Raw genomic sequence first — 14,782 nt, forward strand, 5'->3', positions numbered from 1 at the left:
CGATGGTTAACCAATCCCCTATGCCCGTCGCGCGTGCGGCAAGCACGTCGACAACCCGCGGATGCTCGCCCATGATCCTGCTGTTGTGCACGCTGAGCCCACGGTGGGCCGCCTCGGCCTCGGCGACGATCTCGGCGATGTCGCCGCCCGCCCCCGCGTGCCGCCCTGGAGAGATGAACTGCATCGCGAGCACCACGTGCCGGGGCTGCTGCAGCGATGCCGAGCCGCCGATGTCCGCCAGTATCTCCGCGAGCAAGCGGCCGTTGAAGGCGTACTCGGCGCCCTCGCGGCGCTCCATGACGGCCTCGCTCACCTGCAGACCTCCGCCTGCCCCCTGGCTCAGCTCTGCTGCCAGGTGCTCCGCCAGCCAGTGGCGCACGGCGGTCACCGCCGGCAACGGCGAGCCGTGATCCACCAGCAGCACATCCGCCGCTGTCGAGCCGAGCCCCTCCCGCGCGGCCCGCACATTGTCGGCGAGAATGTCCACCAGCAGCGGCTCGCCCACCGGCAGCGGGCACAGGGGCTCGGCCACCCGGATCTCGATGGGTCCGTGCTCAGCTGCGACGCGGCTGGCAACCTCCGGCACGAAGGCGCTGATGGCGCGGCTCGGCCCGAAGAACAGCGGCACGATGCCGAAGCTGCGCTCGCCGGCGGCGGCATGCTGGCGCAGGAAGGGCTCCAGGGTCTGCGCCGGCACGCCGTCGAGCTGCTCGGGCGGGATGCGCGAGGAATGCTGGGCGGAGACGGGCTGGACCTCGCTGCCCAAGCGCTCGCCCAGGTGGCGCGCCAGGCGGCGGAGGTTCAGGGTCGCGGCGGGGCGGCGGGAGCCGTTGTCGAGCAGGAGGAGCATCATGGTCTGCGCTGGAAGCTTGACGATGCCCGTGTAATGGAGGCGACGGCCGGATCTTGCCAGCGGCGCGGCACCGAAGATCGATGCGTATTCACGCAGCGTTTCCTTAGCCGTCTCGATTGGAGCGTGCGCTCAAGCCGGAGGCAGGCCCTTGCCCGGGTTCAGGATACCGTTAGGGTCGAACTGGCGCTTGATGGCGCGCATCAGATCCATGGCCACGGGGTCCAGCTCGCGCTCGACGAAGTCGCGTTTTTCGAGCCCCACGCCATGCTCACCGGAGAGGGTGCCGCCGAGCTCTACCACCAGGTCGAAGACGGCACTCAAGCAAACGCCGGCACGGGCCATCTCGCCCGCGTCATCCGGGTTCACCAGCAGATTGACATGGATGTTGCCGTTGCCGGCGTGGCCGAAGTTGACGATGGTAATGGCGTGCTCGCGCGAGAGGTGCTCCAGGCCATCGATGAAGGTGGCGATGCGGGCTACGGGGACTACCACGTCCTCGTTGATCTTCTTCGGCGCGACGTGGCGCAGTGCTGGCGACAACGCCTTACGGGTTCGCCAGAGCGCGGCGATCTCGTCCTTGTCGGCGGCAACGGCAAGCTCTATGAGCCCGTCGTTGCGGGCGGCGGCGCCGACGTCCTCGGCGGCGGCGCCGACGCAGTCTGACGGGCCATCCACCTCGATCATCAAGAGCGCGCCGGTCCCGTCCGGTACGCCAAGGTCCGAGAATCGGCGCACCATGTCGATGGCGGCGGCGTCCATGAACTCGAGCGCGCACGGGGTGATAGGCTGGGCCATGATGGCGGCCACCGCCGCGGCGGCGCTGTGGATATCGCGATAGGTGGCGCGCAGCGTGCGTTTGGCCTCCGGCAGCGGCGTGAGCTTGAGCGTTGCCTGAGTTACCAGGGCGAGCGTGCCCTCGGAGCCGATGATGAGCCGGGTCAGGTCGTAGCCCACCACGCCCTTGGTGGTCATCACACCGGTGCGCAGCACCGCGCCGGTGCCGGTGACGGCCGTGAGCCCGAGGGTGTTCTCCCGCGGGGTGCCGTACTTGACCGCCTTGGGCCCCGCGGCGTTGTAGGCTAAGTTGCCGCCGATGGTGCAGACGGCGGCGCTGGTGGGGTCCGGCGGCCAGAAGAAGCCGTGCGCCGCCGCCGCGCGCTGCAGGTCGTCATTCACCACGCCCGGCTCCACCACGGCGATGCGATTCGCCGGGTCGATGGCGAGGATACGGTTCATGCGCTCGAATGACAGCACCACGCCCCCGGGCTCCGGAACCGTGGCGCCGGTGGTGCCGGTGCCGAGCCCGCGGGCGGTGAGCGGTACGCGGTGCTCGTTGCAGATGCGCACAATGGCAGCGGTCTGCTCGGCACTGGTGACGAAGGCCACGGCCTGTGGCAGGCACTGGCGGCGGCTGTTGTCGTAGCCGTAAGGCCAGCAGTCGGCGGGATCAGTGAGCAGAGCGTCGGCGCCGAGGGCGTCCGACAGCGCGCGCCGCGCCGAATCAGGCAGTGTCGCTGGGCTGGCGGGGGCGTTTAGGCTCGATGTATTCAAAGATCTTCACCACGCGCTGCACGCCGGGGATACGGCGGACCTTCTCTGCGGTGGCGTCCGCCTCCTCCGGCGTCACGAGGCCCATGAGGTAGACCACGCCGTTCTCGGTGACCACCTTGACCCGCAGGGCGTCGAAACCGGGGAGCTTGATGGACTGGATGGCCAGCTTGGCCCGAGAGGTCAAAATGGCGTCTTTCCCCAGCTGGCCGATGCCGATCTCGGGGCCAATCTCCGCCTCGTTGTAGACCTGCTTGACCTTGGGGAGTTGCGCGACGACGCGCGCAAAGCGGTCAGCAACCTGCGCGGTCTCAGCCTGACCTGTGATGAGTGCGGTGTGGTTGTAGCTGGTCACCTTTAGCTGGCTGCGGTCGCTGAGGTCCGGATTCTTGAAGAAGGCATCGCGTGCCTGAAGCTCGATGACCTCGTCGTCGATGACCACGTCGGCGCTGCGCCGATCATAGACCACGGCGGCGCTGTAAGTGGCACCGGCGACCACCACAGGGGCGCAGCCGCTTAGGCCGATGTTGACGACGGCCGCGCCCAACAGCAGCGCGGCTAGAGCGAGACGGTGTAGGCTCGGGGCTCCGTTCATGCGAAGGCTCCATCGAAGGCGTGCCGGATCCACTGCGTAATACCATTGGCATCCATGGCAACGACGTCGAATCGACAGGGCAGATCAGTCGGGTGACGGCTCAGATAATAGCCCGCCGCGGCCAGGAGCCGTGCCTGCTTGCGGCGGTCGACGCTGGCAGCGGCGCCACCGAAGCGCTCACTCGCGCGGTAGCGCACCTCGATGAACACGAGGGTGCCGCCGTCGCGCATGACCAAGTCCAGCTCTCCCTGGCGGCAGCTCACGTTGGCGGCGATGTATGTGAGCCCCTGGGCCTCCAGGTAGCGGCGCGCCTGCGTCTCGTAGCGGGCGCCTGCGGCGCGCTTGTTGCGTCGGCTCAGTCTGAGCATGATCGCTGCAGCTCCCCGGCTAGGGCTGTCCCGCGCTTGCCAGTTGTCTCGAAGCCGCCGCGCCCACCCGGCCCGCAGCAAGCCGCTCCGAGGTTGCCCTCGTCGATGGCGGACAGCACACTGCCAGCCTTGGGGTGTCGGCGCCGGCGAAAAGTGCGTCCGCAGCATCCCTCTTCAGCGACCGCCTTGCGGTTGGTTCCGCCCCTGCGCAGCGCCCACGGCGGGCGCCCGCTGCGCTGATGTAGCCCATCGCGGGCACCGCCGGTGGCGGCGATAGGGGCGTCCAGGCCATGACTGTCTGCAGCTGAACGGAGAAGCAGTGGGCGAAACAACCGGGACACTATACGTGGTGGCCACGCCTATCGGCAATTTGGGCGACATGACGCCCCGCGCCTGCGGGGTATTGGCCGACGTGGATCTCATCGCCTGCGAGGACACCCGGCATAGCCGACCTCTGCTGCGGCATTTCGGCATCGATACGCCCCTCGCCGCCTACCATGAGCACAATGAGGGTGCCCAGGCGCCGAAGCTGCTCAGTCGACTCGCCGCCGGCGAATCCATCGCGCTTATCAGCGACGCCGGCACGCCTCTCGTCAGCGATCCGGGCTATGTCCTGGTCCATGACGCGCGTGCGGCGGGCATTCGCGTGGTTCCTGTGCCAGGCGCGAGCGCCCCCATCTGCGCTTTGTCCGCGGCGGGCTTACCCAGCGACCGCTTCCTGTTCCTCGGCTTTCCTCCGCGCGGGCCGGCAGCCCGCCGGGAATGGATTGGTGCCAATGCGGCCGAGCCTGGGACGCTGATTCTATTTGAGGCGGGCCGGCGCGCTGCGGCGACGCTCGCAGACATGGCCACGGTGCTCGGGCCCAGGAAGGCGGTGTTAGCCCGCGAGCTAACCAAACGTTTCGAGACCCTGCTGGATGGCGCTTTGCCTGCGCTGGCGGAGCGGGTAGCAGCGGACACCGATCAGCAAATGGGAGAAGTGGTGATCCTGGTGGCCGGGGCGCGCGGCGGCGAGGACGACCGCGCCAGGGTCGAGCAGCAGCGCGTTCTGGATATCCTCGCCGCCGAGCTGCCCCTGAAGCAGGCCGTTGCCCTTGCCGCGCGCATCACCGGCGGCAATCGCAACGCCCTCTATCGGCGGGCACTTGCCGCACGGAAGGCTTGAGCCAGGTCGCGACTACTGATTGTCTGTTTGGCGTACACTGTCATTGGGAGTCGGCCAGGCAGCCGCCCTCCGGTCCCGGCGTGTTCGGGCGAAGGGGGAGGAAAGTCCGGGCTCCATAGGGCAGGGTGCCAGGTAACCCCTGGGGGGCGCGAGCCCACGGAAAGTGCCACAGAAAACAGACCGCCGAGCCCGTCCGGGCGTTGTTCCCGGGCGGGTGGCAAGGGTGAAAAGGTGCGGTAAGAGCGCACCGCGCCGGTGGCAACACGCGGCGGCACGGTAAACCCCACCCGGAGCAAGACCAAATAGGGGAGCACACGGCCCGGTCTCAGAGCCGGCGCCGCGGCCCGCGGCCCGCGGGTGCTCCCGGGTAGGTCGCAAGAGGCGTGCGGTGACGTACGCCCCAGATGAATGGCTGCCCACGACAGAACCCGGCTTATCGGCCGGCTCCCCCTTCACGTTTCCTGCAGAACCTCGCCAACGCGAGCAATGCCCGCTGACGCGGCGTGCCCCTCGGGTTCCAGCTGTTGCCGCCGCGCGCGGCGTCGGCATACGCAAGGGCGCGCCAACCGATCTATTGCGCCCTTCTGCCGTGCCTGGGCCTGCCTCCCCACTTCTCCCCCCAATCGGGTCCCATGTCCCACCCGGGCTGCACGTTAAAGGCCGATGGCGTGCTCATTCCAAGCTTTAAATATGGCAATTATCTTCTTGATTACTAGCGCTTTGATGGTTTGAATATTAGCTTTAGCTCATGTGGTTAAGTTTCTGACCTGACAACGAAAAAAAGGCCCGCAGGCCCTTGACCGTGGGCGGACGGTCTCCTAAACTGGCCAGCAGGTGGGGAGAAGTGGGGAGTAATGGGGCGTCGTAGGGAGGCAAGCTGCGCAACTGTTGTGGTCGGGGGCCATGAGGTTCTACGGGACATTCTTTCTCAGCCTCGACGCGAAAGGGCGCATCGCCATCCCGGCGACGGAGCGGGCCAAGCTGGAAGAGTTCTGCTGCTCGCGCATTGTGGTCACGGCGGACCTCGGTGACCGACTGCTGGTCTACCCGGAGCCCTACTTCGACGAGCTGGCAGACCGGTTGAATCAGCTGCCGAGTCTCAAGCCCACCACCGAGGCGTTGCAGCGCACGCTGCTCGGCTACGCGAGCCACGCCAAGCTGGACGCCCAAGGGCGGGTACTGCTGACGCCGGCGCAGCGGACGCTGGCCGGTCTGGAGAAAGATGCGGTGCTGATCGGCGTGGGGAATCGCTATCAGCTCTGGCGCAAGGACGCTTGGGCCGAACAGCAGCGGCGCGACCGCGAGATCGCCGCCGCGGCCTTGGCCGAAGAGCCGGAGCTCAGCGATTTCCGGCTCTAGCGCCGGACGCAGGACACCTCCGGCGCAAAGATCACCTGGCCGCAGCGTTCTGTGCGTGGCGGCCGAGATAACTAGACAGAAACGACCGCATGGAGTCGCGCGAACATATTCCGGTCCTGTTGGGGGAAAGCATGCAGGCCTTGGGGGTAACAGCAGATGGCGTCTACATAGATGCCACTTTCGGTCGCGGTGGCCATGCGCGCGCAATTCTCGAGCGCCTTGGCCCCGCTGGCCGTCTGCTCGCAGCCGATCGTGACCCGGAGGCCCTCGCATCCGGCGCAGCGCTGGCTGCTGCCGAGCCGCGCCTCACACTCGCGCACGCAGCCTTTCACGACCTGCCCGGGCTGGTCGAACAGGCCGGCCTGACCCGCCGCGTGGACGGCCTGCTGGCCGACCTCGGCGTTTCCTCCCCACAGCTGGACAGCCCCGAACGGGGTTTCGCTTTCAGCGCCGAGGGCCCGCTCGATATGCGCATGGACCCGGCCGCCGGCTCGAGCGCCGCGGAATGGCTCGGTACCGCGCAGGAGCGCGACATCGCCCAAGTGCTCAGGGACTACGGCGAGGAGCGGTTCGCCAGGCGCATTGCGCGAGCCATCTGCACGGCGCGTGCGGAACGACCCATTGCCACGACGCGGCAGCTCGCCGAGCTGTGCGAGCGGGCAGTGCCCACCCGCGAGCCCGGCAAGCATCCGGCGACCCGCACCTTCCAGGCCCTGCGTATCCAGGTCAACGCTGAGCTCGACGAGCTCAAAGCACTGCTCGCCGGCGCGCTGGACCTGCTGGCTGCCGGGGGGCGGTTGGTAGTGATCAGCTTCCACTCGCTGGAGGATCGCATCGTCAAACGCTTCATCCGCGATGAGTCCCGCGGCGGAGCCCTGCCCAAGGGCGTCCCTGTCACCGATGACCAGGTGCCGCGGCGGCTCAAACCGATCGGCGGTGCTGTGCGTGCCAGCGAGGAAGAGGTCCGCGCCAACCCCAGGGCGCGCAGTGCGGTGCTGCGCGCGGCGGAGCGGCTCGCGTGAACGATCAGCGCCAGGCCAGCGCCGACCGCACCGGCCTCAGCGTGGCCTTCGTGCTCGCCACTGCTGTCCTTATATCCGGTGTGGCCGTGATCCACGTCAAATACCTCACCCGTGAGGAATTCGGCGCCCTGCAGCATGTGCGCGCCGAGCGTGACGCTCTGGACGTTGAATGGGGGCGGCTGCAGATCCAGGAAGCGGCGCTCACCACGCATACCCGGATCGAAGACAACGCTCGCACCCAGCTCGACATGATCATGCCCGCTGGCGGCGAGGTGCGCGTTGTGGAAGTGACGGCGCGGGAGCAAGACGATGCGCTTTGAGCCCCGCAGCACTCGCGAGCGCATGAAGGCGCGCCTACGCCGTGCCGAGCTCGCCCGCCGTCGGCCCCCGAACTTCGCCGCCCGCCGCGCGGCGCTCGGCCTAATGCTCTGTGCGGCGTGCCTGTCCGTGGTGGCGGCGGCCTTCCACCGTCAAGTGCTGGAGCACGAATTCCTCCGCGACGAGGGCGAGAAGCGCTTCCTGCGCGAGCGCGAAATCGCTGCCCGCCGCGGCATGGTCACGGACCGCAATGGTGAGCCGCTGGCCATCAGCACCTCAATGTCCACCATTTGGGCTGATCCGCAATTGCTGGCGCCGCGCCGCGAGGCCATCCCGGATCTGGCTGCAGCGTTGGAGCTGCCGGCAACCGACCTGTCGGCACGCCTCGACAGCTACCTGAAACAGGGGCGGCGCTTCATGTATCTGCGCCGCCGCGTAGAGCCCCATTGCGCCGATGCGGTGCGCGACGTTACGGACGGTTACCGCCTCGCGGGCATCGGTACCGATACGGAGTACCGCCGCTTCTATCCGGGCGGAGAAATGTTCGGGCAGGTGGTGGGCTTCACCAATGTGGACGACGTCGGGCAGGAGGGCATCGAGCTGGTGTTCGAAGAGCGCCTGCGTGCCGATCCGGGAAAACGCCGTGTCATCCAGGATGGCCGCGGTCGCGTGGTCGAAGAAGTGGAACAGATCAAGCCGCCGGCGCACGGCGCTAACGTGGTGCTGTCCTTGGACCGGCGGCTGCAGTTCCTGGCCTATCGCGAATTGAAGCGCGCGGTGGCCCAGCATCGCGCCAAGTCCGGCACCGCCGTCTTGCTCGATGTGACCACCGGCGAAGTGCTGGCGATGGTCAATCAGCCCGCCTTCAATCCCAACGCGGCCCGCAGCGAGCCAGTGGAAAATCGCCGTAACCGCGCGCTCACGGATGTCTTCGAGCCGGGCTCAACCATGAAGCCTCTAGTGGTGGCCACCGCCTTGGAGGCCGGGATCATCAACCCGCGTACACCGGTGAACACGGCCCCGGGGGTGCTGCAGGTGGGCAGCAACCGGGTTCGCGATATCCGCAACTATGGGCTGCTCAACGCGACCACCGTCATCACCAAGTCCAGCAACGTGGGCGTTGTCAAGATCGCCCACCGCATGGACCGGGCGGTGCTTTGGCAGGCCTACGGGAGACTCGGCTTCGGTCACGTGACGGGGGTCGAGTTCCCGGGTGAGCGCAGCGGGTTCCTGCCTCACTATGACGGCTGGTCGCGGTTCGAGCACGCGACACTGGCCTTCGGCTATGGCCTCAACGTGACCTCATTGCAGCTGGCCCAGGCGTACGCGGTGGTGGCCAACGATGGCGTCCACCTCCCCGTCTCCCTGTTGCGCCGCGACAGGGTACCCGAGGGCGAGCGAGTCTTCTCGGTGGAGACCGCTCGCGCGGTCCGAGCGATGATGGAGACCGTGGTGTCCGACAAGGGAACCGCCCGTCGAGCGAAGATCCCGGGATACCGCGTCGGGGGGAAGACGGGCACGGCAAAGAAGGCCACCGGAAGAGGGTACGCCCCCGGCAAGTACCAATCCGTATTCGCCGGCATGGCGCCCATCTCGCAGCCAAGGTTCGTCATGGTGGTGATGGTGGACGAGCCCCGCGGCGAGTCGTACTACGGCGGCATCGTCGCCGCGCCCACCTTCGCGAAGGTCATGCAGGCGGCGCTGCGGCTCTACAACGTGGCCCCGGACGATCCACAGGCGGAGCTTCTGCTCGCGGGCCTCAAGCGTGAGGGCGAGCGATGAGCATGGCCGCCCCCGTCCGCGCCGTCGTGAGCGCCCCGAATTGGCCGCTGGCAGATCTGCTGGGAGGGTTCGCAGTGCTGCCCGTCGAATCCGGCAAGCGCGTGACAGACGTGACGCTGGATAGTCGGTGCGCAGTGCCCGGTAGCCTGTTCCTGGCCTGTTGTGGGCGGAGCAGGCACGGCCTGCATCATGCGGAAGACGCCGCCGAGCGCGGCTGCGTCGCCATCGCCGCGGAGCCAAACGCCGACTGGGGCGAAGCGGAGCTGACCCGCCTGGCGGCGGAACTGTCCCTGCCGGTGATTCCGGTGCCCAACCTCGCCAAGCGCGCCGCAGACATTGCGGCGCGATTCTTTGGGAACCCGAGTGCAGGGCTCGAGGTGTTCGGTATCACCGGCACGGTGGGCAAGACCTGTGTCAGCCACTACCTCGCGCAGGCGCTTTCGGCGGCGAAGCCGCGACCGGGACTGCGTTGTGCTGTGATGGGGTCACTTGGCCACGGATTTCCGGATGATCCGCTGACCGCAGCCGAGGACCACAGCACGCCGGATGCGGTGGCCATGCAGCGCGAGCTGGCGACATTGCGGCGGCGTGGCGCCCGCGCGGTGGCGCTGGAGGTCTCCTCCCACGCACGGGATCAGCGCCGCATCGGCGCCGTCGCGCTGAGTCATGCGGTGTGCACCAATCTGAGCCGCGACCACCTCGATTACCAAGGCGCCATGCGCGTCTACGCCGCGCCCACGCGCCGGTTGTTTCGTACGCCGGACCTGCGTTGGGCGGTACTCAATGCCGACGACCCCGCCAGCGCTGGCATGGAGGCCGCCATCGCGCCCGGCGTGGCCGTTGCCCGCTACGGCCAGGGCGTGGAGCCGCCCCCGGCGGATGCCGACCTCTGGGTCGGGGCGCGGGCCGCGAGTACCGATGCCGATGGGCTTCGGGTCAGTGTGGAGACCTCGGTGGGGTGCGGCAGCTTCACCGCCGGCATCATCGGCCGCCGCCAGGTGGGCAATTTGTTGGCGGTGCTCGCGGTGCTCCTGAGCCGTGGCGAAGCGCTGCCCGACGCGCTGGCGCGGGTGGCTGCGGTGCGGAGTCTGCCCGGACGCATGGAGTCCTTCGGCGGCGGCCGGCTGCCACTGGTGGTGGTGGACGGCGCCCATGCGCCGGCGGCCCTGCAGCAGGCACTCACCGAGCTCCGCAGCCACTGCCGAGGTCGGCTCATGGTCGTGTTCGGCTGCGCCGGCGGCCGCGACGCAGGTGAGCGTCCGGCGATGGGTGCCGTCGCCGAGCGTCTCGCGGACCTCGTCATCGTCACCGAAGACAATCCGCGTTTCGACGATGCCGAGCGGATCAATGCGCAGATCCTCGCCGGCATGCAGCGCCCGGATGCGGCTCTGGTGGAGCACCAGCGCGCCCTCGCCATCCGTGCCGCCCTGGCCCGGGCGGGCCGCGATGACGCGGTACTCGTGGCCGGCAAGGGCAGCGAGAACGTCCAGGACATGGGCGAGCTCAAGGTGCAGTTCAGCGACCGCGCCCAGGTGGTCCAGGCGCTTGGCGAGTGGGAGGGGCGACGGTCATGAGCGCTTGGGTGCGGTGGCTCAATGGGTCGAATCGATCAGAGTTCGGGGGGAGGCTGTCGGCGGCCGGCGCCCGCGGTCCCGGGTCCGCCGCCGACAGCCGTGGCGACGGTCGTGGCCGGAAGTTTGCGGTGCTTCGGGGGGAGTGCTGTGCCGGCCACGGCCCGGTTGCCAGGGACGAAAGGGGGGGTGAGGGGCGAGGAGCTCGGAGCGAGCAGCGTCTGCCCTCGGCACCAGGACTCCCGGGGCTTTCAGTGACCCGCCGCGCGGGTCTGGCCGCGGCTATCCAAGCACCGCCTACCCTCAGCCCTCAGCCCGCGGCCCTTCCCTTACGGAGGGTTTGTTGATGCTGCTCTGGCTCACCGACTGGCTCGGCCAATTCGACAGCGGCTTCTATGTGTTCCGCTACCTGACGCTCAGGACCATCCTCGGCGTGCTGACGGCACTCGGCATCTCGTTGTTGGTGGGGCGGCCGCTGATCCGTTGGCTCAGCAGCTACAAGGTCGGACAGGTGGTGCGCAACGACGGCCCGGAGAGCCACTTCTCCAAGGCCGGCACCCCCACCATGGGCGGCACCCTCATGCTGGTGGCCATCGGCGTCAGCACCCTATTGTGGGCGGACCTCAGTAACCGGCTCGTGTGGGTAGTGCTGATCACCACCATGGGCTTCGGCGCCATCGGCTTCTTCGACGACTACCGCAAGCTGGTACTGAAAGACCCCAAGGGCCTACCCGGGCGCTGGAAGTACTTCTGGCAGACGGTGGTCGGCCTGTCCGCAGCGCTCTACCTCTACTTCAGCGCCACGACACCGGGCGAGACGGCGCTGTTGGTGCCCTATCTGAAGGACGTGAGCATCCAGCTCGGGCCTCTGTTCATTCTCTTCGCCTACTTCGTCATCGTCGGCGCCAGCAATGCGGTGAATCTCACCGACGGGCTGGACGGCCTCGCCGTGGTCCCGACCGCCATGGTGGCCGGCGGACTCGGCATCATGGTCTATGCCGCGGGCCACACAGAGATAGCCGACTATCTGCGCATTCCCTATGTGGCGGACGTGGGCGAGGTGGCGGTGCTCTGCGGCGCCATCGCTGGCGCGGGCCTGGGCTTTCTCTGGTTCAACACCTATCCGGCGCAGGTCTTCATGGGCGACGTCGGCGCGCTGGCTCTCGGCGCGGCGCTCGGCGCCATCGCGGTGGTGGCCAAGCAGGAGCTGGTGCTCTTCATCATGGGCGGCATCTTCGTGCTGGAGACCGTCTCCGTGATGCTGCAGGTGGCCTCCTACAAGCTCACGGGCAAGCGCATCTTCCGCATGGCCCCACTGCATCACCACTACGAGCTCAAGGGCTGGCCGGAGCCGCGCGTGATCGTGCGCTTCTGGATCGTCACCGTGGTGCTCGTGCTCATTGGCCTTGCGAGCCTGAAGATCCGATGAGCGCCCCCAACCCCTCAGTCCCGAACCTGACGCCTGCGGCGCTTGCGGGCATGAAGGCTTTGGTGGTCGGCCTCGGGCCCACCGGTCTCTCCTGCGCACGCTACTTGCACGGGCGCGGCGCTACCGTCGCCATCACCGACAGCCGGGACGCACCGCCTGCCCTCGACGCCCTGCGCGCGGAGCTGCCGGATGTGGCGGTGATGCTGGGCGGCTTCGATGACGCCGCCTTCGCCGCGGCAGATGTGGTCATTGTCGGGCCCGGGCTCCCGCTCAGCACGCCCGCAGTGGCCAAGGCCGTCGCCGGCGGCATACCCGTCGTCGGAGATGTGGAGCTCTTCGCGAAGGCGGTGCAGGCGCCTGTGGCGGGCATCACCGGCACTAACGGCAAGAGTACGGTCACGACGCTGCTGGGACAGATGGCGCTGGCGGCAGGCAAGCGCACCGGCGTCGGCGGTAACCTCGGCGAGCCGGTTCTGAGTCTGCTCGCGGATGACGTCGAGCTCTACGTCATCGAGCTGTCCAGCTTCCAACTCGAGACGACTTATTCGCTGCCCCTGCTGGTGGCGACTGTGCTCAACCTCTCTCCCGACCATATGGACCGTTATCCGGACATGGCTGCCTACGCTGCGGCGAAGCAGCGGATCTTCCGGCATGCGGCAAGCGCGGTCGTCAACCGCGACGATGCATCGTCCGTGCGGCTGGCGGCCGGTGTGAACGAGCAGACGGGCTTCACCTTGAGCACGCCGGCCACCCCCGAGGACTGGGGGGTCTGCAACCATCGTGGGGCCGCCTGGATCTGTCGCGGAGAGGAGCCTGTGCTGCCGGTAGACGATATGGTGCTGCCGGGAACGCACAATCTCGCCAACGCATTGGCCGCGCTCGCCCTCGGCGAGCGCTGCGGCTTGCCCCGCGAGCCCATGCTCGACGTCCTCCGGCGGTTCCGCGGTCTGTCGCACCGCAGCGAGCTGGTGGCAGATCACAACGACATTCGCTGGATCAACGACTCCAAAGGCACGAACCCAGGCGCCACTGTCGCAGCGCTCGACGGATTGGTGCCGGACCCACGCCGCCGCAAGGCGATCCTCATCGCCGGCGGCGATTGTAAGGATGCGGACTTCTCGCCCCTGCCGGAGGCTGTGAGGCGGGCCGCCCGCGCGGTGATTCTCATCGGCCGCGATGCGGACAACCTCGCTGTCGCGCTGGCCGACACGGTGCCGCTGCATCGTGCCGCAGATATGGACGACGCCGTTCGCCAGGCGGCGGCACTCGCCGAGCCTGGCGATTGCGTGCTGCTCTCGCCGTCCTGCGCCAGCTTCGACATGTTCGACGACTACCGCCACCGCGGGCGTGCCTTCGCTGAAGCGGTGGCGAGGTGGGTGCCATGAGCAGGGCCATCACGGCGGACACCGGGCCGCTGCATTCCGGCGCGCTGCGACGTCGGCGCCGGTATGAGCGCCGCGAGCCCGCGCTCGATGCCTGGCTGCTGCTGGCGGTGCTTTTCCTGCTGGGTCTCGGCTTCGTCATGGTCACCTCGGCGTCGATGCCCATGGCTGACCGCAACTACGATGATCCCTTCTTTTTCGTGCTGCGGCACGGCGTCGCCCTTGCGCTCGCGGTCACCTGCGGTGCTGTTTGCTTTGCCATGCCGATCAAGGTTTGGGAGGAAGCCGGTCCGTTGCTGATGCTCCTTGGTATCGGCCTCCTACTGGTGCTGCTGGTGCCCGGGGTAGGGCGCACGGTCAATGGCGCGACACGGTGGATCGCGCTGGGAATTTTCAATCTGCAGCCCTCCGAGCTCATTAAGTTCACGGCGGTGGTCTATGTGAGCGGCTACTTGGTGCGTCGCGAGCTCGATGTGCGCACGAGCCTGATGGGCTTTCTGCGGCCGATGGTGCCTGTGGGTATCGCCGGCGTGCTCATCATGGCGCAGCCGGACTTTGGCACGACGGCCGTCATCCTTGCTGCCGCCATGGGGCTCCTGTTCCTTGGCGGCGTCAGCGTTCTGAGCTTCCTCCTGCTCGGCTTGCTGCTGGCCATCGGGCTTGCGGTGCTCATCATTGTCGAGCCCTACCGGTTGCAACGGGTGACTTCCTTCGTCAATCCGTTCGACGATCCGTTCGACACGGGCTATCAGCTGAGCCAGGCACTCATTGCCTTCGGCCGCGGCGAATGGCTCGGCGTGGGGCTGGGCAACGGCATTCAGAAGCAGTTCTACCTGCCGGAGGCACACACGGATTTCCTGCTGGCGGTGGTGGGCGAGGAGTTCGGCCTGCTCGGCGTGCTGGCGGTGGTGGCGGTCTTCGCCTTCATCACCTGGCGAGCCTTCGCCATTGGCGAGCGCGCGCGGCGCCGCGGCGAGATGTTCGGCTGTTATGCGGCTCACGGCTTCGGCTTGCTCATCGGCCTGCAGGCGTTCATCAACGTCGGTGTCAATACGGGGCTGCTGCCCACCAAGGGTCTGCCGCTGCCCTTTATGAGCTACGGCAGCAATGCGCTCATCGTGGCCTTGATGGCCACGGGCGTGCTCTTGCGCGTCGATTTCGAGCTCCGCCGCCGCTCGGTGGACCCGATCCCGGAGGGCGGTCTCCATCGCGAGCGGGCCGCGCCGCCCTCCCGCCCGCTGCGCGAGCGCCACCACCCCGAACGGGGGGCCGCCTGGCGGTGACGCAGCGCCGCCGGCCGACGGCCGCGGACCGCGCGGCGCGCGCGGCGCCCCCCCCCCCCAGCCTGTCGCCGCCGGGCCAGACTAACCCCCTGCCACCCCCTCGCCAA

13 protein-coding genes and 1 other RNA gene are annotated in these 14,782 nt (G+C 68.1%); 10 read left to right on the forward strand and 4 right to left on the reverse strand.

The window, feature by feature from the left end:
• The 4 genes from I6U14_RS15445 to I6U14_RS15460 form a co-directional block, all read right to left on the reverse strand.
• Positions 1-853, reverse strand: an 853-nt coding sequence (locus I6U14_RS15445; protein WP_296900414.1) for a sirohydrochlorin chelatase, incomplete at its 3' end; no start/stop codon positions are given.
• 129 nt (positions 854-982) lie between these two features.
• Entirely contained in the window at positions 983-2,362 is a 1,380-nt protein-coding gene (locus I6U14_RS15450) for an FAD-linked oxidase C-terminal domain-containing protein (RefSeq protein ID WP_296900426.1), read from the reverse strand.
• Positions 2,355-2,996 carry a BON domain-containing protein gene (locus I6U14_RS15455; RefSeq protein ID WP_296900415.1) on the reverse strand — a complete coding sequence of 214 codons (642 nt, stop codon included), beginning with the start codon at positions 2,994-2,996 and terminating at the stop codon, positions 2,355-2,357. The genes I6U14_RS15450 and I6U14_RS15455 overlap by 8 nt, the downstream gene beginning before the upstream one ends.
• Positions 2,993-3,364: a YraN family protein gene (locus tag I6U14_RS15460; protein ID WP_296900416.1), complete on the reverse strand. Its 372-nt coding sequence runs from the start codon at positions 3,362-3,364 to the stop codon at positions 2,993-2,995. Before I6U14_RS15460 ends, I6U14_RS15455 begins: the two co-directional genes overlap by 4 nt.
• A gap of 319 nt (positions 3,365-3,683) precedes the next feature.
• Here I6U14_RS15460 and rsmI point away from each other — a divergent pair, with 319 nt between their 5' ends.
• From rsmI to ftsW, 10 genes are all read left to right on the forward strand, one after another.
• Positions 3,684-4,529, forward strand: a complete 846-nt coding sequence (gene rsmI / locus I6U14_RS15465) for a 16S rRNA (cytidine(1402)-2'-O)-methyltransferase (protein ID WP_296900417.1) — start codon at positions 3,684-3,686, stop codon at positions 4,527-4,529.
• A 46-nt stretch (positions 4,530-4,575) separates the two neighbouring features.
• Positions 4,576-4,981, forward strand: an RNA gene (rnpB, locus tag I6U14_RS15470) — RNase P RNA component class A.
• A 451-nt stretch (positions 4,982-5,432) separates the two neighbouring features.
• A complete protein-coding gene (gene mraZ / locus I6U14_RS15475) occupies positions 5,433-5,888 on the forward strand; it encodes a division/cell wall cluster transcriptional repressor MraZ (RefSeq protein ID WP_296900418.1) in 456 nt (151 codons plus the stop codon).
• Positions 5,889-5,977: 89 nt separating this feature from the next.
• Complete coding sequence (gene rsmH / locus I6U14_RS15480) at positions 5,978-6,910, forward strand: 16S rRNA (cytosine(1402)-N(4))-methyltransferase RsmH (RefSeq protein ID WP_296900419.1); 933 nt, start codon at positions 5,978-5,980, stop codon at positions 6,908-6,910.
• Positions 6,907-7,230, forward strand: a complete 324-nt coding sequence (gene ftsL / locus I6U14_RS15485) for a cell division protein FtsL (RefSeq protein WP_296900420.1) — start codon at positions 6,907-6,909, stop codon at positions 7,228-7,230. Before rsmH ends, ftsL begins: the two co-directional genes overlap by 4 nt.
• Positions 7,220-9,010 (forward strand): penicillin-binding protein 2, encoded by a 1,791-nt coding sequence (locus I6U14_RS15490; protein WP_296900421.1) that lies wholly within the window; start codon positions 7,220-7,222, stop codon positions 9,008-9,010. The genes ftsL and I6U14_RS15490 overlap by 11 nt, the downstream gene beginning before the upstream one ends.
• Positions 9,011-9,012: 2 nt before the next feature.
• On the forward strand, positions 9,013-10,584 hold the full coding sequence (locus I6U14_RS15495; protein ID WP_296900422.1) for a Mur ligase family protein: 1,572 nt from the start codon (positions 9,013-9,015) through the stop codon (positions 10,582-10,584).
• A gap of 343 nt (positions 10,585-10,927) precedes the next feature.
• Positions 10,928-12,010 (forward strand): phospho-N-acetylmuramoyl-pentapeptide-transferase, encoded by a 1,083-nt coding sequence (gene mraY, locus I6U14_RS15500; RefSeq protein WP_296900423.1) that lies wholly within the window; start codon positions 10,928-10,930, stop codon positions 12,008-12,010.
• Positions 12,007-13,395: a UDP-N-acetylmuramoyl-L-alanine--D-glutamate ligase gene (murD, locus tag I6U14_RS15505; protein WP_296900424.1), complete on the forward strand. Its 1,389-nt coding sequence runs from the start codon at positions 12,007-12,009 to the stop codon at positions 13,393-13,395. The genes mraY and murD overlap by 4 nt, the downstream gene beginning before the upstream one ends.
• Positions 13,392-14,675 carry a putative lipid II flippase FtsW gene (gene ftsW / locus I6U14_RS15510; protein ID WP_296900425.1) on the forward strand — a complete coding sequence of 428 codons (1,284 nt, stop codon included), beginning with the start codon at positions 13,392-13,394 and terminating at the stop codon, positions 14,673-14,675. The genes murD and ftsW overlap by 4 nt, the downstream gene beginning before the upstream one ends.
• Positions 14,676-14,782 lie beyond the last annotated feature (107 nt).

This window comes from Thiohalocapsa sp. (assembly GCF_019695415.1).
Classification (GTDB): Bacteria; Pseudomonadota; Gammaproteobacteria; order Chromatiales; family Chromatiaceae; genus Thiohalocapsa.

Coding starts and splice junctions, on each gene's coding strand:
- I6U14_RS15455 (WP_296900415.1), bottom strand. CDS start 2,996: ATGAACGGAGCCCCGAGCCTACACCGTCTCGCTCTAGCCGCGCTGCTG.
- I6U14_RS15460 (WP_296900416.1), bottom strand. CDS start 3,364: ATGCTCAGACTGAGCCGACGCAACAAGCGCGCCGCAGGCGCCCGCTAC.
- mraZ (WP_296900418.1), top strand. CDS start 5,433: ATGAGGTTCTACGGGACATTCTTTCTCAGCCTCGACGCGAAAGGGCGC.
- rsmH (WP_296900419.1), top strand. CDS start 5,978: ATGGAGTCGCGCGAACATATTCCGGTCCTGTTGGGGGAAAGCATGCAG.
- I6U14_RS15490 (WP_296900421.1), top strand. CDS start 7,220: ATGCGCTTTGAGCCCCGCAGCACTCGCGAGCGCATGAAGGCGCGCCTA.
- I6U14_RS15495 (WP_296900422.1), top strand. CDS start 9,013: ATGGCCGCCCCCGTCCGCGCCGTCGTGAGCGCCCCGAATTGGCCGCTG.
- mraY (WP_296900423.1), top strand. CDS start 10,928: ATGCTGCTCTGGCTCACCGACTGGCTCGGCCAATTCGACAGCGGCTTC.
- murD (WP_296900424.1), top strand. CDS start 12,007: ATGAGCGCCCCCAACCCCTCAGTCCCGAACCTGACGCCTGCGGCGCTT.
- ftsW (WP_296900425.1), top strand. CDS start 13,392: ATGAGCAGGGCCATCACGGCGGACACCGGGCCGCTGCATTCCGGCGCG.